This is a genomic window from Escherichia sp. WS1368 (assembly GCF_046487485.1).
Taxonomy (GTDB): domain Bacteria; phylum Pseudomonadota; class Gammaproteobacteria; order Enterobacterales; family Enterobacteriaceae; genus Escherichia; species Escherichia coli.
Window position 1 is genome coordinate 348,308 of record NZ_JBJQJI010000001.1, and the last position, 20,729, is coordinate 369,036.

13 protein-coding genes and 2 pseudogenes are annotated in these 20,729 nt (G+C 49.7%); 6 read left to right on the forward strand and 9 right to left on the reverse strand.

Annotated features, from left to right (window positions below; all coding sequences use genetic code 11):
- Window positions 1-127 precede the first annotated feature (127 nt).
- Genes glpC through glpA form a run of 3 tightly spaced genes read right to left on the reverse strand, consistent with a single transcriptional unit; the run spans window position 128 to window position 4,192 of the window.
- On the reverse strand, window positions 128-1,318 hold the full coding sequence (gene glpC, locus ACJHYD_RS01645; RefSeq protein WP_001000377.1) for an anaerobic glycerol-3-phosphate dehydrogenase subunit GlpC: 1,191 nt from the start codon (window positions 1,316-1,318) through the stop codon (window positions 128-130).
- Window positions 1,315-2,574: a glycerol-3-phosphate dehydrogenase subunit GlpB gene (gene glpB, locus ACJHYD_RS01650; protein ID WP_001551377.1), complete on the reverse strand. Its 1,260-nt coding sequence runs from the start codon at window positions 2,572-2,574 to the stop codon at window positions 1,315-1,317. Before glpB ends, glpC begins: the two co-directional genes overlap by 4 nt.
- Window positions 2,564-4,192 (reverse strand): anaerobic glycerol-3-phosphate dehydrogenase subunit A, encoded by a 1,629-nt coding sequence (glpA, locus tag ACJHYD_RS01655; RefSeq protein ID WP_000857245.1) that lies wholly within the window; start codon window positions 4,190-4,192, stop codon window positions 2,564-2,566. The genes glpB and glpA overlap by 11 nt, the downstream gene beginning before the upstream one ends.
- Window positions 4,193-4,464: 272 nt before the next feature.
- On the opposite strand from glpA, the gene glpT reads away from it, so the two are divergent.
- Window positions 4,465-5,823, forward strand: a complete 1,359-nt coding sequence (glpT, locus tag ACJHYD_RS01660; RefSeq protein ID WP_000948724.1) for a glycerol-3-phosphate transporter — start codon at window positions 4,465-4,467, stop codon at window positions 5,821-5,823.
- 4 nt (window positions 5,824-5,827) lie between these two features.
- Window positions 5,828-6,904, forward strand: coding sequence for a glycerophosphodiester phosphodiesterase (glpQ, locus tag ACJHYD_RS01665; protein WP_000779071.1), 1,077 nt, complete (start codon window positions 5,828-5,830; stop codon window positions 6,902-6,904).
- 220 nt (window positions 6,905-7,124) lie between these two features.
- Here the strand turns inward: glpQ and ACJHYD_RS01670 are convergent.
- Both ACJHYD_RS01670 and ACJHYD_RS01675 read right to left on the reverse strand, forming a co-directional pair.
- Window positions 7,125-8,195, reverse strand: a pseudogene (locus ACJHYD_RS01670) (hypothetical protein).
- 465 nt (window positions 8,196-8,660) lie between these two features.
- Window positions 8,661-9,539: pseudogene (locus ACJHYD_RS01675) on the reverse strand (LysR family transcriptional regulator).
- A gap of 151 nt (window positions 9,540-9,690) precedes the next feature.
- Between ACJHYD_RS01675 and ACJHYD_RS01680 the strand changes: the two are divergent.
- Complete coding sequence (locus ACJHYD_RS01680) at window positions 9,691-10,881, forward strand: MFS transporter (RefSeq protein ID WP_001551374.1); 1,191 nt, start codon at window positions 9,691-9,693, stop codon at window positions 10,879-10,881.
- Window positions 10,882-10,961: 80 nt separating this feature from the next.
- A complete protein-coding gene (inaA, locus tag ACJHYD_RS01685; protein ID WP_000301028.1) occupies window positions 10,962-11,612 on the forward strand; it encodes a lipopolysaccharide kinase InaA in 651 nt (216 codons plus the stop codon).
- Window positions 11,613-11,665: 53 nt separating this feature from the next.
- Here inaA and yfaE read toward each other — a convergent pair whose 3' ends face one another.
- The 3 genes from yfaE to nrdA all read right to left on the reverse strand — a co-directional run bounded on the left by yfaE (window position 11,666) and on the right by nrdA (window position 15,424).
- A complete protein-coding gene (gene yfaE / locus ACJHYD_RS01690; RefSeq protein WP_000135039.1) occupies window positions 11,666-11,920 on the reverse strand; it encodes a ferredoxin-like diferric-tyrosyl radical cofactor maintenance protein YfaE in 255 nt (84 codons plus the stop codon).
- Window positions 11,920-13,050, reverse strand: coding sequence for a class Ia ribonucleoside-diphosphate reductase subunit beta (nrdB, locus tag ACJHYD_RS01695; RefSeq protein WP_000332037.1), 1,131 nt, complete (start codon window positions 13,048-13,050; stop codon window positions 11,920-11,922). Before nrdB ends, yfaE begins: the two co-directional genes overlap by 1 nt.
- 88 nt (window positions 13,051-13,138) lie before the next feature.
- Window positions 13,139-15,424, reverse strand: a complete 2,286-nt coding sequence (gene nrdA, locus ACJHYD_RS01700) for a class 1a ribonucleoside-diphosphate reductase subunit alpha (protein ID WP_001075170.1) — start codon at window positions 15,422-15,424, stop codon at window positions 13,139-13,141.
- A 127-nt stretch (window positions 15,425-15,551) separates the two neighbouring features.
- Here nrdA and ypaB point away from each other — a divergent pair, with 127 nt between their 5' ends.
- Both ypaB and yfaL read left to right on the forward strand, forming a co-directional pair.
- Entirely contained in the window at window positions 15,552-15,695 is a 144-nt protein-coding gene (gene ypaB / locus ACJHYD_RS01705; protein WP_001300064.1) for a protein YpaB, read from the forward strand.
- Between the two features lie 424 nt (window positions 15,696-16,119).
- Window positions 16,120-19,848 carry an AIDA-I family autotransporter adhesin YfaL/EhaC gene (gene yfaL / locus ACJHYD_RS01710; protein ID WP_021519829.1) on the forward strand — a complete coding sequence of 1,243 codons (3,729 nt, stop codon included), beginning with the start codon at window positions 16,120-16,122 and terminating at the stop codon, window positions 19,846-19,848.
- A 60-nt stretch (window positions 19,849-19,908) separates the two neighbouring features.
- Here yfaL and ubiG read toward each other — a convergent pair whose 3' ends face one another.
- Window positions 19,909-20,631 (reverse strand): bifunctional 2-polyprenyl-6-hydroxyphenol methylase/3-demethylubiquinol 3-O-methyltransferase UbiG, encoded by a 723-nt coding sequence (gene ubiG, locus ACJHYD_RS01715; RefSeq protein WP_000990772.1) that lies wholly within the window; start codon window positions 20,629-20,631, stop codon window positions 19,909-19,911.
- Between the last annotated feature and the right edge of the window lie 98 nt (window positions 20,632-20,729).

Below are 20,729 nucleotides of genomic sequence, written 5' to 3' on the forward strand. Positions count from 1 at the left end.
CCAGTTTTAGCCTTTGCGAGACGTTTTCAGAGGAATTTTCACTGCGTTGCAACGCATACATTGGGCACGGAATCGTGTACGCAAAAATGCCCGGTAACAACATGCTTACCGGGCATCAGAAAGGAGTTTAAGCCAGCGCCTGGGCCAGCAGCGTAATCGGATGTTCGCAGCGAAGACTTGTGGACATCTCAATCTGCCATTTGCAGGTTTCGCAGTCGGTAACCACCAGATCTGCGCCGCTTTCTTCTATCTGACGGAACAGTGGTGCGCCGATGGCTTGTGAGGTGGGGTAGTTCTCTTTTTTGAAACCGTAAGTACCTGCAATACCGCAGCACTGGGAATCCAGCACCGTTAACTCAAGTCCCGGGATTTTACGCAACAGCTCCAGGGTGTAGAGCGTCCAGCCCATTTTTTCCATATGGCACGGAGTGTGATAAACCACTTTCAGCGGCAGCGGTTTCAGCGGTAACGTTTTGCCTTCGTCCAGCTTGCGCCACAGCCAGCGGGTCGCCAGTTCGATGTGATCGCGCAAGCCTTTGTTGTCGACATTCAGCACTTCTGGGTATTCGTCGCGCAGGGCAAATGTACAGGTTGAGGAGGTGGCAATCACCGGAATGCCTTTTACTCCCACTGCTTCGCGGATCGACTCTACATTTGTGATTGCCTGTTTACGTGCTTTATCGGTAAAGCCGTTGGCGATCAGCGGTACGCCGCAGCATTTTTCTTTGCTGAGCAGTTGTACACCGGTACCCATTGCGTTGAGCACTTTAATTAAATCTTTGCCTAACTGCGGATGGTTGTAGTTAACGAAGCAGCCGTGAAAGAAAGCCACCTGGTCTTTATATTGCGCTTGTTGGGCTGCCACGCTGCGATACCAGCGACGGAACGTACCGAAGGAGTATTTCGGTAGCGTGCGGCGATGATCGATTTTTAACGCCGCATCAAGCAGCTGCCGCACTGGTTTCAGCGAGGTAGCGGTATTGACGATTGGTGCGAATGGCGTGGAAACGCTACCCATCAGGTCGGTATGACTCAACACAAAATTGCGCAGCGACGGGCGTGTGGTGTCATATTTCGCCCGTGCGCGCTGGATGATATCGCCAATCTTCACATCGGACGGGCAGGCGACTTCGCAACGTTTGCAGTTGATGCAATATTTCAGTGCCTCGTCATACAGTGCGCCATCCTTCAAACGCAGACGCTCGCCATCCGGCCCGGCTTGTTTTGGCCCCGGATATCCCGGATTCACCCGGCTCACCGGGCAGGCGGTGGTGCAGACGGTGCACTTAATGCAGTTTTCGAAGCTGGTGTCGTTCATTGTTGACCTCCTGCGCGTTGGGCAATCTGTTGAGCGGCATGTAAAGCACTGACGGCACAAACACCGCCGCCGCATCCCTGGGCGATGGGATCAAATCCGCCCAGCACCGAACCGATGGCAAACAGGTTCTCAATGGTTTGCCCTGCCTGCGACGGGCGTAGTGCCTCATCAGTGGTTACACCGAACAGCTGCCACGGTTGCGGCGCAAAAAAATCGCCCTTATACCATTCACCCCGCGTGGCGGTTTGTAGCACATCAAGGCCGAGAATCGGCTCGCGAATGCCGTCACGTTCTGCCACCAGTCCGCCGCTAAAGAAACTGCCGCTCGCAAGCACCGCAAATCGTGGGCGCAGCGGGATATCGGCGTGATTGCGCGTCCAGATTTCATTCACTACGCCATTTTTACAGGTCACTTTTTTCACTTCATCGCCTGGCATCCACACGCCACCCTGGCGCACAAACTGGCGCTGTAACTGGTTTTGCAGACGAATGCCCAGCACGGAAGGCGGCAGCGTTGGCAAAAGCATCAGTGAACAAGGTAGTTTTTCATTCAACCAACGCCACAGTTTGTCATCGGCCAGGCCGAAGCAGGCGGGCATCAGGATCATTTCGCAGGTATTGGCGACAGGAATAAGCGCATCAAGTAACAGCGGCCAGTTTTCTTCATTATCAAGGAAACGGGCGATATTCACCGCGCGGAACTCGGTGGCGTTATTGCGCAGGACATCCAGTTCCGGCAGCTCTATTTCTGCGGTTTCAACGGCAAGGCCGAGTTCACGCAACGAAGCTGCCGCAAGGTGAGCCTGAAAATCCATCAGGCCGCTAATTCCCACTACACATATTTTCTTCGCGGGCAGTGGCCAGACGGGGACTTCTGGCGAACTTAGCCAGGTAGAACGCAGAGTGCCGAGCGGCGTAATCCGCTGGTGAGCCAGTTCTACGCTGCCCTGCAATTGCGCACCGCTTTCAGCGATTAATGCCTGCGCCTGGCAAGCGAGATCGAGTACGCGTTGTGGCCCGAGAAGAGAGTAAGGATGGGCAGGGGCCTGCTGACATAACGATTCCAGCCCGTGGTGAATGTCTGTCACAGCTTGACTATCTGGCAGATGGCTCAGCAAATCCAGCGAACCGGATGAGAAATGCAGCGCGCTTTGACCACGCGTGACAATGGCACAGCGCAGGCCGTGTTTTTGCAGTTGCAGGCCACAGAGTAAGCCGGCGAGGCCGCCGCCCATAATGACAGTATCAAAGCGCATCTTTCTGCTCCTTCTCCAGACCACACAGTCCCTGATAAACCCAGCGGGTAAATTCGCTTTCGCGCAGTGCGTCTCCCCATGCTATGGGTTGCACGCCTTTCCAGCGTTCGTTAAGGAAGGTGGAAAGTTGCTCGATAGATTGCGCGGACGTCGTGACGTTAAAACGTTGCAGCAGTCCGGCAGCCCGGCAGGCGCAGAGTTCGCCCTGGCAGGTACCCATCCCTACACGGGTACGACGGCGTAAATCCAGCAGGCTGTTAACGTTTAAATTTTCTACTGCGTACTGCACTTCACCCGCAGTTACCGCTTCGCACTCACATACCAGGCTGCGGTGCAGGCGGCCTTCGCTCAGCCAGGCTGGTGTGCGATCGCCGTGCCGGTAAACTGCGGAACCGCGCAGCGGAGCGGGCAGGGAGATCACTTTGCGCAGCGTGACTTCTGCCGGTTCCTGTGAGCCAGGCAACGGCGTGTCGGCAGTGGTACAGGGGCGCGTGTTGCCCAGCTTGCGACACACCGCGTCAGTAGCCCATTCCGCCATCAGCCGATAGGTCATCAGTTTGCCACCGGTGATGGTGATAAATCCGTCGAGACCATCGCGTTCAGCATGGTCGAGCAGCACGATGCCACGGCTGACGTTACGTCCGCTCGGGTCGTCATCGCTGGCAACCAGCGGACGCACGCCAGAATAGGCCCGCAAAATGCGTGTTTTCGCCATCACGGGGGCCAGTTTTTCCCCTTCACGCAGCAGAATATCAACTTCTTCTGCCGTCACTCGATTATCGTCAATCTCGCTGTAATCAATACGTAAAGAGGTGGTGCCAATCAGCGAAATGGTATCGCCAGGCACCAGAATATCGGCGTCGGAAGGTTTGCGGCAGCGGTTGATCACATGCTGATTAATGCGGTGATCCATAATCAGCAGCGATCCTTTCGCCGGGAACATGCGAATGCGCAGATCGGCATATTCGGCAATGTGTTGCCCCCAAATCCCGGCGGCATTAACTACGACAGGCGCATGAAGTGCCTGAATTTCGCCGGTGAGATGGTTACGTACACGAACACCGCACACCGTCGCGCCTTCACGAATCAGCCCCGTGACTTCATGAGCGGTAAGGATAACCGCACCGTGTTCTTTGGCATCGAGCATGTTCGCTGCGGTCAGACGAAATGGATCAACGGTGCCATCCGGAACTTTCACCGCGCCAATCAGTGCCGGGTTAACGGCAGGTTCGATAATGCGCGCTTGCTGCGGGTCTATAGCTTCTGCGCTGATCCCTGCTTCTTCGCAGGCGCGAATAAAAGTGGCCTGGAAGGAGAGGTCATCTTCCGGCAGGGTGATAAACAGGCCGTTGGTCGGTTCAACGCAGTGACGTGCAATGCGTTTCAGGATCTGGTTTTCACTAATACATTCGCGGGCCGATTCCGCATCGGTTACCGCATAGCGCGCACCACTGTGCAGCAGGCCGTGGTTACGCCCGGTGGCACCGGTTGCGATGTCGTGGCGCTCAACCAAAATCACGCGCAGCCCGCGCAGGGCACAGTCGCGGGCAATCCCGGCTCCCGTTGCGCCGCCGCCAATGATAATCACGTCACTTGATTGCGAGTCGCGAGTTTTCATTGTTATCCCTCTGAAGTTCGTTTTTTACCATTTAGCCATAGTAAAAACATGAATTGTTTGATTTCGCGCATATTCGCTCATAATTCGAAAGTGAAAAGTGATTTCATGCGTCATTCTGAACATTTCAACCATCGTATTTAATAATGTGTGCGGTAATTCACATTTAATTTATGAATGTTTTCTTAACATCGCGGCAACTCAAGAAACGGCAGGTTCTCCCACTGAATCAGGCTGTTAATCATAAATAAGACCACGGGCCACGGAGGCTATCAATGTTGAGTATTTTTAAACCAGCGCCACATAAAGCGCGCTTACCTGCCGCGGAGATCGATCCGACTTATCGTCGATTGCGCTGGCAAATTTTCCTGGGGATATTCTTTGGCTATGCTGCTTACTATTTGGTTCGTAAGAACTTTGCGCTCGCTATGCCTTATCTGGTTGAGCAGGGATTCTCACGCGGTGATTTAGGTTTTGCCCTTTCGGGGATCTCGATTGCTTATGGATTTTCGAAATTCATCATGGGTTCGGTATCGGATCGCTCGAATCCGCGCGTTTTCCTGCCCGCAGGTTTGATTCTGGCGGCGGCAGTGATGTTGTTTATGGGCTTTGTGCCATGGGCGACGTCGAGCATTGCGGTGATGTTTGTGCTGCTGTTCCTCTGCGGTTGGTTCCAGGGGATGGGATGGCCGCCGTGCGGTCGTACTATGGTGCACTGGTGGTCGCAGAAAGAACGTGGCGGCATTGTGTCAGTGTGGAACTGTGCGCACAACGTCGGTGGTGGTATTCCGCCGCTGCTGTTCCTGCTGGGGATGGCCTGGTTCAATGACTGGCACGCGGCGCTCTATATGCCCGCTTTCTGCGCCATTCTGGTGGCACTGTTCGCCTTTGCGATGATGCGCGATACCCCGCAATCCTGTGGCCTGCCGCCGATCGAAGAGTACAAAAATGATTATCCGGACGACTATAACGAAAAAGCGGAACAGGAGCTGACGGCGAAGCAAATCTTCATGCAGTACGTGCTGCCGAACAAACTGCTGTGGTACATCGCTATCGCCAACGTGTTCGTTTATCTGCTGCGTTACGGCATCCTCGACTGGTCACCGACTTATCTGAAAGAGGTGAAACACTTCGCGCTGGATAAATCCTCCTGGGCCTACTTCTTCTATGAGTATGCGGGCATTCCGGGCACCCTGCTGTGCGGCTGGATGTCGGATAAAGTCTTCCGTGGCAACCGTGGGGCCACCGGCGTCTTCTTTATGACACTGGTGACCATCGCGACTATCGTTTACTGGATGAACCCGGCAGGTAACCCAACCGTAGATATGATTTGTATGATTGTTATCGGCTTCCTGATCTACGGCCCTGTGATGCTGATCGGTCTGCATGCGCTGGAACTGGCACCGAAAAAAGCGGCAGGTACGGCAGCGGGCTTTACCGGGCTGTTTGGTTACCTGGGCGGTTCGGTGGCGGCGAGCGCGATTGTTGGCTACACCGTGGACTTCTTCGGCTGGGATGGCGGCTTTATGGTAATGATTGGCGGCAGCATTCTCGCGGTTATCTTGTTGATTGTTGTGATGATTGGCGAAAAACGTCGCCATCAGGAATTACTGCAAAAACGCAACGGAGGCTAATGGCATGAAATTGACGCTAAAAAACCTTAGCATGGCGATCATGATGAGTGGAATGATCATGGGAAGCAGTGCAATGGCGGCGGATAGCAACGAAAAAATAGTCATCGCCCATCGCGGTGCCAGTGGATATTTGCCGGAGCATACGCTGCCAGCAAAAGCGATGGCGTATGCGCAGGGAGCGGATTATCTGGAACAGGATTTGGTGATGACGAAGGACGACCATCTGGTTGTCCTGCATGACCATTATCTCGATCGTGTTACTGATGTTGCCGATCGTTTCCCGGATCGGGCGCGCAAAGACGGTCGTTACTACGCGATAGATTTCACGCTCGATGAAATTAAGTCGCTGAAATTTACCGAAGGTTTCGATATTGAAAACGGTAAGAAAGTACAGACTTATCCGGGGCGTTTCCCGATGGGTAAATCTGACTTCCGGGTACACACTTTCGAAGAAGAGATTGAATTTGTTCAGGGGTTAAATCACTCTACCGGGAAAAATATCGGTATCTATCCAGAAATTAAAGCGCCGTGGTTCCATCATCAGGAAGGGAAGGATATTGCGGCTAAAACGCTGGAAGTGCTGAAGAAATATGGTTACAGCGGTAAGGACGACAAAGTTTATTTGCAATGTTTTGATGCCGATGAACTGAAGCGTATTAAGAATGAGCTGGAACCTAAAATGGGCATGGACCTCAATCTGGTACAGCTGATTGCCTATACCGACTGGAACGAAACTCAGCAGAAACAGCCGGACGGAAGCTGGGTTAATTACAACTACGACTGGATGTTTAAGCCGGGGGCCATGAAACAGGTGGCGGAATATGCTGATGGTATTGGTCCGGATTATCATATGTTGATTGAGGAGACATCGCAGCCAGGTAATATCAAACTCACTGGCATGGTGCAAGATGCTCAGCAGAACAAGCTGGTAGTGCATCCTTACACCGTGCGGTCAGATAAGCTGCCTGAATACACTACTGATGTGAATCAGTTATATGATGCTCTGTATAACAAAGCGGGTGTAAATGGGCTGTTTACTGATTTCCCTGATAAGGCAGTAAAATTCCTTAATAAAGAGTAATGCTATTGCAGGATGGCGTTCATGCGCCATCCTCTGCTAAAGCGAAATAATGCTACTCCCGGTTGTTCTATTCATTAACCGGTGCATCCTGTTAAAAAAGATGCCAACATATTTGCGTAAAACTCATTCGTTAAGAAAGCTAACACTGGGCATTGTTATTCCTTAAACAGTATGAATTGGGTTCAATAATAAATTGTATTGCAGTTTATACTGTAAAGTATTATTCGCATTTCGGAAAAGTAAAGAAAATATTAATGTATCTTATTAATTTATTATATTGTTCTTGAGTGAATGCTATTTGCACACCTTCAGGATAATATTCACCAGTAATAACCAGTTGTCCATTGCTGTGTTGTACCATTAAACCTTTTTTTTCCTTTGGATCTTCAAACTTAGAATTATCAAACGTGAAGATGTTATTTTCCTGTTTTGAGTAAGCAAAGAAATCTCGTGTATAGCTGAAACTATCATTTATTAATGGTGCTAACTTTTTGTCGGCGATATCGATAAGCTCACCACTTAATTTATTGATGTATTTCATTTGGTTCAATTTTTTCTGCGCTTGTACAATTTGCTTGTGGGTATTTTTAATTTCCTTAGAAGAATTCTTGAATTTATCATAGCGTTCCACGGAGGATGCGTATTTGTACCATTCTGTATTTTTCTCAGAATGTAGTAGCAGGTCTGTATATTTTTTTTGATCGCTGTAAAGTTGACTTTTAATACTTTTCTCACTGCTGGTTTTATAAGATTTATCAGAGCTGTTTATTTTTGAAATGTCTTTTTCTGTCGGTGACTGGACCGTGTTGTGGATATTTTCTTTTATAACATGTTCATTGATGATGTTAATTGCAGTTTCATATTCATTTAAGTTTATTGTTCTTTGTGAAATAAACCCTTCTTTGCTTTCGACACTCAAAATACCTTCGTTGTTTTCACCTCGGGTAAAGGTAAGGGTATAGGGTTCATAATCCGCTGCAAATTCATTTTTATACGTTATGACATGTTCGACAAAATGTCTTATTGGTACGAAACCATAACTGTGAACGTCAATTTTTTGGGTCTTGATACTATCAATTGCATCTGAGGCTTTCGTGAAAAAAGCCAATAAATTAGCTATGCTGTCTGCTGAAGTTGATAACCCGTATCTACTTTGAGATATTTTTAGAAACTCATCGCAAAAAAACTCAAGTTTCGCGGTTTGTTGTGATTCTTTGTAAATTTCTGTTGGTTGCAATTTATTATTTTGTAAAATATTACAGGGAGATAAGTGAATAGATGTATTTGGCATAAATGATTCCTTGTATTGTGAGTTAACAAGATACAATCTAATCTTTGCAAAATATATTCACTATCAAATTTAGCTCATTTTATTACGAAGACCTTTACGCATGGTAGAAAGTATCATTATTGTTAATAAATACGGTAATAAGTAACAAACAGATATTGATAACTTCCCTGAAAAGTTACTAGGTATCCCACTTGAAGATTGAGAATGGCTCCAGAGTAAACTGTGTACTGTTCGCCGGAGTGTCATTACTCTCAACGATCGGTTTTGACAGTGAGTCGGGCGCTTCATACCGATTTCTACCTGGAGTCATTGTCACTTCTCCCAACTGGATAAATATATATCGCCAATTCACAAAGTGGGCCAAAATCAGGTGAAAACGAATTATTACGCCTGGTAAAGGCTATAGTACAACTAAGTGTGGCGAATCAGGCAGTCTTGCATTTGTCATCAATCTCATGTCTTACATCAAATTTTTCCACTCACCACTAATTGTTCTGTGCACATTTGTAGTAAAAACAGTGGACTGCCTTCTACCGGCTTTTCTTTAGCCAGCAACGAAATCTGTCGATAGAAGGTTGGTTCGAGAGGAACGGAACACAATTCATCTGCAATGGTTTTCAGCGTTAACTCTGGTAATAAGGCGATGCCTAATCCCTGTCGAATAAAACTGATCGCTGTATCCGGGTGATTAAATTCATATTTTATCTGTGGGGTAATATTCTTTTCTTTAAATAGTGCCATAATGCTTAATTCATAGCGTCCTTTACTAATAATTAATGGTTCACCCATTAACTCTTCCACTGTAATAGTGCTGTTTTTTGCCAGAGCATGGTCGGGCGGTAACACTACGGTGAATTTATCCTGATAAATGGGCACGGAGTACATTCCGCTCACCGGAAAATGAACAAAACCGGCATCAATGGATTCATTCTGAAGCGAATCAATAATCGCTGTGCTATTTTCCTCAAAAGGAATAATTTTTATATTCGGATGATGAATTTCAAAGTAGCGAATCACAACCGGTAAGATACAGGCGCAGACGCTGGGGAAACAACCAAGTCTCAGCGTTCTTTGAGGGTTCTGCTTTTCCTGCTCGGCTATCTCTTTTACTGCGTTAACTTCCCGATTAATGGCGCGCAGATGTTGCACAATGCGATGACCTGCTGTGGTCAGTTGTATAGCTTTACGGCGATCGCGTAACAGTATATTCACACCAAGTTCTTGTTCGAGGCTAGCAATTGCCTGACTTACCGCCGACTGCGTCATGAACTATCGCTTGCTGGCTTCAGTAAAGCCACCGTAATCCAGCACGGCGAGTAAAGAGTTTATTTGGGTAAGAGTCATTAGAGTTTGCTAATCAATAATATTAAAACGATTAATTTCTCTAATAGCATGCAGCCATTTATACTTCTGTTCTGCAAAGTACATCACAATTTGACGCAACCGCAGTAACGGGAGTGTTGTCTGCGTGCGTCATCCTGACAGGCGGTAGGGTATGAAAGAGAAGTTATGGACGAAGGATTTTTGGGCAATAACCATCATCAGCTTTATTATTTTCTTCGTCTTTTATGTTTTACTAACATTGTTGCCAATTTATATCTCTGACCGCTTGCATGCCTCTCCTGATAAAGCCGGTTTATTGGTGACTTTATTTTTAATTGCCGCCATTGTTATTCGCCCATTTGCCGGGCAATGGGTGGGTAAATACTCGAATAAAACTATTCTGGTGCTCTCTTCTCTGGCCTTTTTATTGGTCACAGCGTTGTATCCTTTTTGCCACTCAATTGAATCACTGCTTTTTATTCGGGTGCTTCATGGTATTACCTTCGGGGTTATCACTACGGTAAAAGGAACGATTTCCGCGCGGCTGATCCCGGCCTCCCGACGTGGGGAGGGCATCAGTTTTTTCTCTCTGGCAATGGGGCTGGCAATGGTGGTCGGGCCGTGGATTGGTCTGAATATGGCGCGCTGGGAAGCCTTTAATCTGGCTTTCTGGCTATGCACCGGCGTGGCAGCGGTGGGGATTATTCTGTCGCTGATTATGACAGTGCCGCCGGTTATCAGCCATGCTGATGGTTCAACGCCGAAAATGGGCTTCGCCGCCATGTTCGATCGCGCGGCGTTGCCATTTGCGATGGTCACCTTTTTTATGACCTTTTCGTATGCCGGGGTTTCTGCTTTTCTGGCGCTTTATGCACGCGAACTTAACCTGATGTCGGCAGCCAGTAATTTCCTGCTTTGCTACGCTATCTTCCTGATGATCTGCCGTACCTTTACCGGCAATGTCTGCGACAAAAAAGGACCGAAATATGTGGTTTACCCTTGCCTTGTGTTCTTTACGGTAGGACTGGTGGTTCTCGGCTACACCCAGGGAAGCATAATGATGGTTGTTTCTGGCGCATTGATTGGTATCGGGTATGGTTCCGTGACGCCAGTTTTTCAGACGCAGATTATCAGTTCAGTGGAACCGCATAAAATCGGTGTCGCAAACTCCCTCTTCTTCAATGCGATGGATGCAGGCCTGGCGCTGGGAGCCTGTGTGATGGGGATGATGGTTGCACATACTGGCTACCGAATGATTTATCTGCTGGGTGCACTATTAGTGGTAGTGGCTGGTGGAGTCTATGCGCTGCAAATGAAGGGTAAAAGCGGTGTTGCGCTAGTAGTGGCAAAAGAAATTCATTAATACGACACGTTTCATTAAGATTTTTCGCAGGTAACCACCTATAGTCATTGTCGTTAATAAAAAATGACAGGCGATAGGGTATGGCAGTTTCAGCAAAGCACGACGAATTTAATCACTGGTGGGCAACAGAGGGCGACTGGGTTGAAGAGCCTAACTATCGCCGCAATGGTATGAGCGGGGTGCAATGCGTCGAGCGCAACGGCAAAAAGCTATATGTAAAGCGCATGACGCATCATCTGTTTCATTCCGTACGTTATCCGTTCGGCCGACCAACGATTGTCCGTGAGGTTGCGGTAATTAAAGAACTGGAACGGGCCGGTGTCATCGTGCCGAAGATCGTTTTTGGTGAAGCGGTGAAAATTGAGGGGGAATGGCGCGCGTTGCTGGTGACTGAAGATATGGCGGGGTTCATCAGCATTGCTGACTGGTATGCCCAGCATGCAGTAACGCCCTATTCTGACGAAGTACGGCAAGCCATGTTGAAAGCAGTGGCGCTGGCGTTTAAGAAAATGCATAGCGTTAATCGTCAGCATGGCTGTTGCTATGTTCGCCATATCTATGTGAAAACAGAAGGTAAGGCAGAAGCTGGATTTCTTGATCTGGAGAAAAGTCGTCGCCGCTTGCGTCGCGATAAAGCGATTAATCATGACTTCCGCCAGCTGGAAAAATATCTGGAGCCGATCCCCAAAGCGGACTGGGAGCAGGTGAAAGCGTATTACTACGCCATGTAATCGTTGTAGGCCAGATAATACGCGTAAGCGTCGTATCTGGCGCTAGTACCCGATCACAACTCGATTTCAATATCGCCTTTTGCCCGGCAACAACAGGGCAAAATTTCCCCCGGCTGAATAAAGGCTAACGGTTCGGCAATCCAGTCCACCTGGCCTGCAACAAGGCGCGTGCGACAGGAACCGCAGTAACCTTCGCGGCACTGGTACTCAACCGCCACATTGTGGGATTCCAGCGCCGCCAGAAGGGAAGGGTGTTCATCCTGGCACAGCAGTTGTGTGCCAGTGATGCGCAGGGTAACGCGAGCCATCAGAGCTGGAAGTTACTCAAATCGTCGGTGTCCACTTCCGAGTCAATCTGCCCGACCAGATAAGAACTGACTTCCACTTCCTGCGGAGCAACCTGCACGTTATCAGACACCAGCCAGGTATTGATCCACGGGATCGGGTTGGAGCGCGTCTGGAACGGCAGATCCAAACCGACTGCCTGCATGCGGATATTGGTGATGTATTCAACGTACTGGCAGAGAATGTCTTTATTCAGACCAATCATCGAACCGTCGCGGAACAGATAATCCGCCCAGTCTTTCTCTTGCTGTGCCGCCTGGACAAACAGGTCATAGCACTCCTGCTTACATTCTTCGGCAATTTCCGCCATCTCCGGATCATCCGCACCGCTGCGCAGCAGATTCAGCATATGCTGAGTACCGGTCAGGTGCAGGGCTTCGTCGCGGGCAATCAGGCGAATAATTTTGGCGTTACCTTCCATCAGTTCGCGTTCTGCAAAGGCAAAGGAACAAGCAAAGCTGACGTAGAAGCGGATCGCTTCCAGCGCGTTAACGCTCATCAGGCAGAGATACAGTTTTTTCTTCAGCTCGCGCAGGCTAACGGTTACGGTTTTACCGTTAACGGTGTGGGTACCTTCGCCCAGCAGATGCCAGTAGCTGGTCATTTCGATCAGCTCATCGTAATAACTGGAGATCCCTTCCGCACGTTTCTGGATCTGCTCGTTGGTGACGATATCATCAAACACAACGGACGGATCGTTAACGATATTACGAATGATATGGGTATAAGAACGAGAGTGAATGGTTTCTGAGAACGCCCAGGTTTCGACCCAGGTTTCCAGTTCAGGGATCGAGATCAGCGGCAGCAGTGCCACGTTCGGGCTGCGACCCTGAATGGAGTCCAGCAGCGTCTGATATTTCAGGTTGCTGATAAAGATGTGTTTTTCGTGTTCAGGCAGTGCCTGGTAATCGATACGGTCACGAGAAACGTCAACTTCTTCCGGACGCCAGAAGAAAGAGAGCTGCTTTTCGATCAGCTTTTCGAAGATGTCATATTTTTGCTGATCGTAGCGAGCCACGTTGACCGGCTGACCAAAGAACATCGGTTCTTTGAGCTGATCATTTTTCGTCTGTGAAAAGGTGGTATATGCCATGAATGTGTCCTGTGGTTTTATTACCCCTCACCCTAACCCTCTCCCGCAAGGGGAGAGGGGACGGTTTGGTGCAAAGGCTGGGGGATTATCAGATCTTGCATGCGCCGCTTTCGCAGCCATCGTCCTGGATTGACGGCACCAGATCGTCTTGTGCGTCTTCAGCACCGTCACGGGTGTTCTGATAATACAGCGTTTTGACCCCGAATTTGTAGGCGGTGAGCAGGTCTTTCAGCAGTTGCTGCATCGGCACTTTTCCTGACGGGAAGCGTGACGGATCGTAGTTGGTGTTAGCAGAGATCGACTGATCGATAAATTTCTGCATGATACCCACCAGTTGCAGGTAGCCATCGTTACCCGGCATTTCCCACAGCAGCTCATAGGCGTCGTGCAGATGCTCGTAGTCCGGCACCACCTGGCGGAGAATACCGTCTTTCGACGCTTTGATGCTGACGTAACCGCGCGGCGGTTCAATACCGTTAGTGGCGTTAGAGATCTGCGAAGAAGTCTCTGACGGCATCAGAGCAGAAAGCGTGGAGTTACGCAGGCCGTGCGTTTTGATTGACTCACGCAGTGCTTCCCAGTCGTAATGCAGCGGCTCATTAGCGATGGCATCCAGATCTTTCTTATAGGTATCGATCGGCAGGATCCCTTTCGCGTAAGTGGTTTCGTTAAACCACGGGCACGCGCCTTGCTCTTTCGCCAGCTCATTAGAGGCTTTCAGCAGGTAATACTGAATAGCTTCGAAGGTTTTATGTGTCAGGTTGTTGGCGCTGCCGTCGGAGTAGCGTTTACCGTGCTTCGCCAGGTAGTAAGCGAAGTTGATCACACCAATACCCAGCGTACGACGACCCATCGCTCCACGTTTGGCGGCCGGGATCGGGTAATCCTGATAATCCAGCAGCGCGTCGAGTGCGCGTACTGCCAGAATCGCCAGCTCTTCCAGTTCATCCAGGCTATTAATTGCGCCCAGGTTGAAAGCAGACAACGTACACAGCGCGATTTCACCGTTCTCGTCGTTGACATCATTCAGCGGTTTGGTCGGCAGGGCGATTTCCAGGCACAGGTTAGACTGGCGCACTGGCGCGATGGCCGGATCAAACGGGCTATGGGTATTGCAGTGGTCAACGTTCTGAATATAGATTCGACCGGTAGACGCACGTTCCTGCATCATCAGCGAGAACAGCTCAACGGCTTTCACACGCTGCTTGCGGATGCTGTCGTCTTTCTCATATTTGGTGTACAGGCGTTCAAACTCTTCCTGATCGGCGAAGAACGCGTCGTACAGCCCCGGTACGTCGGACGGGCTGAACAGGGTGATATCTTCACCTTTCAGCAGACGGGTATACATCAGTTTGTTGATTTGTACCCCGTAGTCCATATGACGCACGCGGTTGCCTTCCACCCCACGGTTGTTTTTCAACACCAACAGGCTTTCCACTTCCAGATGCCACATCGGGTAGAACAGCGTAGCCGCACCGCCACGCACACCGCCCTGAGAGCAGGATTTCACCGCTGTCTGGAAATGCTTATAGAACGGAATACAACCGGTATGGAACGCTTCGCCACCGCGAATCGGGCTACCCAGCGCACGAATACGCCCGGCATTGATGCCGATCCCGGCACGCTGGGAAACATATTTCACAATCGCGCTGGAGGTGGCGTTGATGGAATCCAGGCTGTCGCCGCACTCGATCAGTACGCAGGAGCTGAACTGACGAGTCGGGGTACGCACGCCGGACATGATTGGCGTCGGCAGCGAAATTTTAAATGTGGAAACCGCGTCGTAAAAACGCTTCACGTATTGCAGGCGCGTTTCACGCGGGTAGTTCGAGAACAGGCACGCGGCAACCAGAATATAAAGGAACTGGGCGCTTTCGTAGATTTCGCCGGTCACGCGGTTCTGTACCAGATATTTGCCTTCCAGCTGCTTAACGGCAGCATAAGAGAAGGTCATATCACGGTCGTGATCGATAAACGTGTCCATCTGCTTGAACTCTTCTTCCGTGTAGTCTTCCAGCAGATGATTATCGTATTTGCCCATCTCGACCATTTTCACCACGTGGTCGTACAGCGCAGGCGGCTCAAACTGGCCGTAGGCTTTTTTACGCAGGTGGAAGATCGCCAGGCGCGCGGCGAGATACTGATAATCCGGCGCATCACGGGAGATCAGGTCTGCGGCAGCCTTGATAATGGTTTCGTGGATGTCAGAGGTCTTGATACCGTCATAAAACTGAATGTGGGAGCGCAGTTCGACCTGGGAAATCGAAACGTTATGCAGTCCTTCTGCCGCCCAATCCAGAACGCGATGGATTTTGTCGAGATTGATGCGCTCTGTGCTACCGTCGCGCTTTGTCACCAGCAGATTCTGATTCATGTATGTCGTACCTGTTTTTGGAATTCTTTCCGCAATAGTTTCATGCAGACTACCTGTAGTAAGGGAAGCTGCTTAGAACACTATATATAGGGGGTATGTTTGGGATTCACTGCAAGATAGTGTGAAAATGGCCCTCTTGCAAGTGCATAACTTTGTGGATAACTCAGGAAGGAAAAAGTGGCTTTCGCGCACCTTAGGTCAGACAAGGTGTCCGGGAAAGTCAATGGGAAGAGAAAAATTTGTTAAAAATAACTGTTCGGCGATTTCTTGAACGGAAGAATAGGTTAGATAAATTGATATAGATGGTTTATTAATCTTTTGGCTAATGATTGCAAAAATTGATCTAAGCACGAGTCATCACATAATCTGATGTATCAGTTATGGTCAATATATAAGCGAATGTAAGCGATTGTTGATGTCGAAATGGTTGTTTTCTCTTCGGTTGTTGTTAAATGCGAAGCCATTTTGTTAATTTACCTTATATTATAAGAAAATTATTCATTACTTTAATTCAGTTTAAACATAACTGATATCCCTTAAGGTGATTAACTTGAATTATGACGCACTGATATTATTCATGAAATAATAACAAAATAGCCATTGCACCGGGTTGAACAATTTACAAAAGAAAAATAACCCATATCGTATAATGCGATTAAATATGCCGTCTTATAGAAAATGATGGTCAGATTAATATGCGGATTATTTTTCTACGCAAGGAGTATTTATCTTTACTCCCGTCAATGATTGCATCTCTTTTCTCTGCTAACGGTGTCGCGGCGGTCATTGATTCATGTCAGGGATATGATATCAAAGCGAGTTGTCACGCCAGCAGGCAAAGCCTTTCAGGCATTACGCAGGACTGGAGCATCGCCGATGGGCAATGGCTGGTTTTTTCGGATATGAACAATAACGCCAGCGGTGGGGCCGTATTTTTGCAACAAGGAGCGGAGTTTTCTCTATCGCCAGAAAATGAAACTGGAATGACTCTGTTTGCCAATAATACTGTCTCAGGAGAATATAATAACGGCGGGGCAATATTTGCTAAAGAAAACTCAACGCTGAATCTTACTGATGTTATTTTTTCCGATAACGTTGCAGGTGGCTATGGTGGCGCAATCTATTCTTCTGGTACTAACGATACCGGTGTCGTCGATTTAAGTGTCACTAACGCCGTGTTTCGCAATAACATCGCTAATGACGGCAAAGGTGGTGCAATTTATACCATCAACAATGACGTCTATTTAAGTGAAGTTATTTTTGATAACAACCAGGCATATACATCAACAAGTTACAGTGATGGCGATGGAGGGGCAATCGATGTCACCGATAATAATAGCAATATCACGCATCCGTCAGGTTTCACAATAATAAATAACACCGCATTTACAAATAACTCTGCTGAGGGATATGGTGGGGCGATTTATACCAATAGCGTGACGGCTCCCTATCTTATTGATATTTCAGTTGATGACAGCTACAGCCAGAACAACGGCGTGTTAGTGGATGAGAACAACAGCGCAGCAGGTTATGGGGATGGTCCTTCCACTGCGGCGGGCGGCTTTATGTATCTCGGCTTAAGTGAAGTTACCTTTGATATTGCCGACGGAAAAACGCTGGTTATCGGCAATACAGAGAATGACGGAGCTGTTGACTCTATTGCTGGTACCGGGGTAATCACCAAAACAGGTTCCGGCGATCTGGTACTTAATGCAAATAACAATGACTTTACTGGCGAGATGCAGATAGAAAACGGTGAAGTTACCCTGGGCCGCAGCAACTCCCTGATGAATGTCGGCGATACGCATTGCCAGGACGATCCGCAAGACTGCTACGGTCTGACGATAGGGAGTATTGATCAGTATCAGAATCAGGCTGAGCTAAACGTTGGCTCGACCCAACAAACTTTTGTGCACGCATTGACGGGCTTTCAGAATGGCACTTTAAATATCGATGCTGGTGGCAATGTTACTGTTAATCAAGGCAGTTTTGCTGGCACCATCGAAGGTGCTGGTCAGCTCACCATTGCGCAAAACGGCAGCTACGTGCTGGCAGGGGCACAGTCGATGGCGCTAACTGGCGATATAGTCGTTGATGATGGCGCGGTGCTTACGCTGGAAGGCGACGCGGCAGATCTTGCCGCTCTCCAGGACGATCCGCAGTCGATCGTGTTAAACGGCGGCGTGCTTGATCTCTCTGATTTCGCCACCTGGCAGAGCGGCACATCATACAACGATGGCCTTGAAGTCAGCGGCAGCGGCGGTACGGTTATCGGCAGTCAGGATGTGGTGGATCTCGCAGGCGGCGACAATTTGCATATCGGCGGCGACGGGAAAGATGGCGTCTACGTGGTGATCGATGCGGGCGACGGGCTGGTTAGCCTGGCAAACAATAATAGTTACCTGGGCACCACGCAAATCGCTTCCGGTACGCTGGTGGTGAGCGACAACTCGCAGCTTGGCAATACCGACGAAAACCGTCAGCTCATCTTTACTGATAGCCAACAACAAAGTGAGATGGAAATTACCGCTGACGTTGATACTCGTTCAGAGGCAGCAGGTCACGGGCGTGATATTGAAATGCGCGCCGACGGTGAAGTGGCGGTTGATGCGGGGGTAGACACGCAGTGGGGCGGACTGATGGCTGACAGCAGCGGGCAGCATCAGGATGAGGGTAGCACATTGACTAAAACGGGGGCGGGTACGCTGGAACTGACCGCCAGCGGTACGACGCAGTCGGCGGTACGTGTCGAAGAAGGCACCCTGAAAGGCGATGTTGCGGATATCTTCCCTTATGCTTCGTCGCTGTGGGTCGGTGACGGGGCAACGTTCAAGACTGGCGCGGATCAGGATATTCAGTCAATTGATGTTACTTCCAGCGGCACTATCGACATCAGCGATGGTACGGTTTTGCGCCTGACCGGGCAGGATACTTCCGTCGCCCTTAATGCCTCACTGTTTAACGGCGATGGGACGCTGGTGAATGCCACCGATGGCGTGACGTTGACAGGCGAGCTTAACACCAACCTTGAAACTGACAGCCTGACTTATCTTTCCGACGTAACAGTTAATGGCAATCTGACCAATACGTCCGGTGCGGTCAGCCTGCAAAATGGCGTCGCCGGCGACACGCTGACGGTAAACGGTGATTATACCGGCGGTGGTACGCTACTGCTCGATAGCGAATTAAACGGCGATGACTCGGCAAGTGACCAACTGGTGTTGAACGGTAATACTGCTGGCAACACGACCGTGGTAATTAATCCCATTACGGGTATTGGTGAGCCGACATCTACAGGCATTAAAGTGGTTGATTTCGCAGCCGATCCAACGCAATTTCAAAACAATGCGCAGTTCAGTCTGGCGGGCAGCGGCTACGTCAATATGGGAGCGTATGACTACACGCTGGTGGAAGATAACAACGACTGGTATCTGCGATCGCAAGAAGCAACGCCACCATCGCCACCTGATCCAGACCCGACTCCTGATCCAACACCCGACCCGGAACCTACGCCTGCCTACCAGCCGGTGTTGAATGCCAAAGTTGGTGGATATTTTAATAACCTGCGGGCGGCAAATCAGGCGTTTGTGATGGAGCGACACGATCACGCTGGTGGCGATGGTCAGACGCTGAATTTACGTATTATCGGCGGAGATTATCATTACACAGCAGCGGGGCAACTGGCTCAGCATGAAGATACTTCTACGGTGCAGCTTAGCGGCGACTTGTTTAGCGGACGCTGGGGCGCGGATGGCGAGTGGATGCTTGGGGCGGTTGGTGGCTACAGTGATAACCAGGGCGACAGCCGCTCGAATATGACCGGAACTCGCGCCGATAACCAGAACCACGGTTATGCCGTTGGTCTGACCTCAAGCTGGTTTCAGCACGGTAATCAGAAGCAGGGGGCCTGGCTGGATAGCTGGCTGCAATACGCGTGGTTTAACAATGATGTTTCCGAACATGAAGATGGCGTGGATCATTACCACTCATCGGGGATTATCGCCTCGCTGGAAGCCGGGTATCAGTGGTTACCGGGGCATGGAGTGGTGATTGAACCACAGGCGCAGGTGATTTATCAGGGCGTGCAGCAGGATGATTTTACCGCCGCTAACCATGCGCGCGTGTCACAATCGCAGGGTGATGATATTCAAACGCGGCTGGGTTTACACAGCGAATGGCGTACCGCTGTTCATGTCATACCATCATTAGATCTGAATTATTATCACGATCCCCATGCGACGGAAATTGAAGAAGATGGCAGCACTATCAGTGACGATGCGGTGAAGCAACGGGGTGAAATAAAAGTGGGAGTCACGGGCAATATCAGTCAGCGAGTTTCGCTGCGCGGCAGCGTGGCGTGGCAGAAAGGGAGTGATGATTTTGCCCAGACGGCAGGGTTTTTGTCGATGACGGTGAAATGGTAGCTGCTTTGCGCCCGGCATTGTAGCCGGATGTGGTGCGAGCACCTTATCCGGCTAACAATTTTATTTATTCTGCGTGTGCAGCATATAGTTCACATCGACGCCGGGGCCGAGCTTAAAGGAATTAGTGATCGGGTTGTAATGCAGCCCGGTTATATGTCGCTCTTTTAAACTGGTCTGATCCACCCAGCCCAGCAGTTCTGCCGGTTTTATAAATTTCTTCACGTCGTGCGTGCCTTTGGGCACCATGCGCAAAATATATTCCGCGCCAACCACCGCCATCAGCCATGACTTGCCGTTGCGGTTAAGCGTCGAGAAAAAGACATCGCCGCCCGGTTTCACCAGTTGCGCACAGGCTCTGACCACTGACTGCGGATCGGGGACGTGCTCCAGCATCTCCATGCAGGTCACCACGTCATACTGCCCGGCATGTTTTGCCGCGTGCTCTTCCACGGTTTCCTGCACGTACTCTACCTGAATGCCACTTTCCAGCGCGTGCAACTTTGCCACCTGCAATGGCTCAAAGCCCATATCCAGACCGGTCACCGTCGCGCCTTCGCGCGCCATACTCTCGGCCAGAATGCCGCCGCCACAACCGACATCGAGCACCTTTTTGCCAAATAAACCGCCAGCACGCTCGGCAATATAGCCCAGACGCAGCGGGTTAATGCGGTGCAGCGGTTTGAACTCACCTTCAAGATCCCACCAGCGGGAGGCGACAGCTTCAAATTTAGCGATCTCTTCGTGGTCTACGTTATGGTTTACCGGCGATTTTTCGGCATTCATTGGCACTTCTACTCCGTAATTGGCAAGACAAACGAGTATATCAGGCATTGGATGTGAATAAAGCGTATAGGTTTACCTCAAACTGCGCGGCTGTGTTA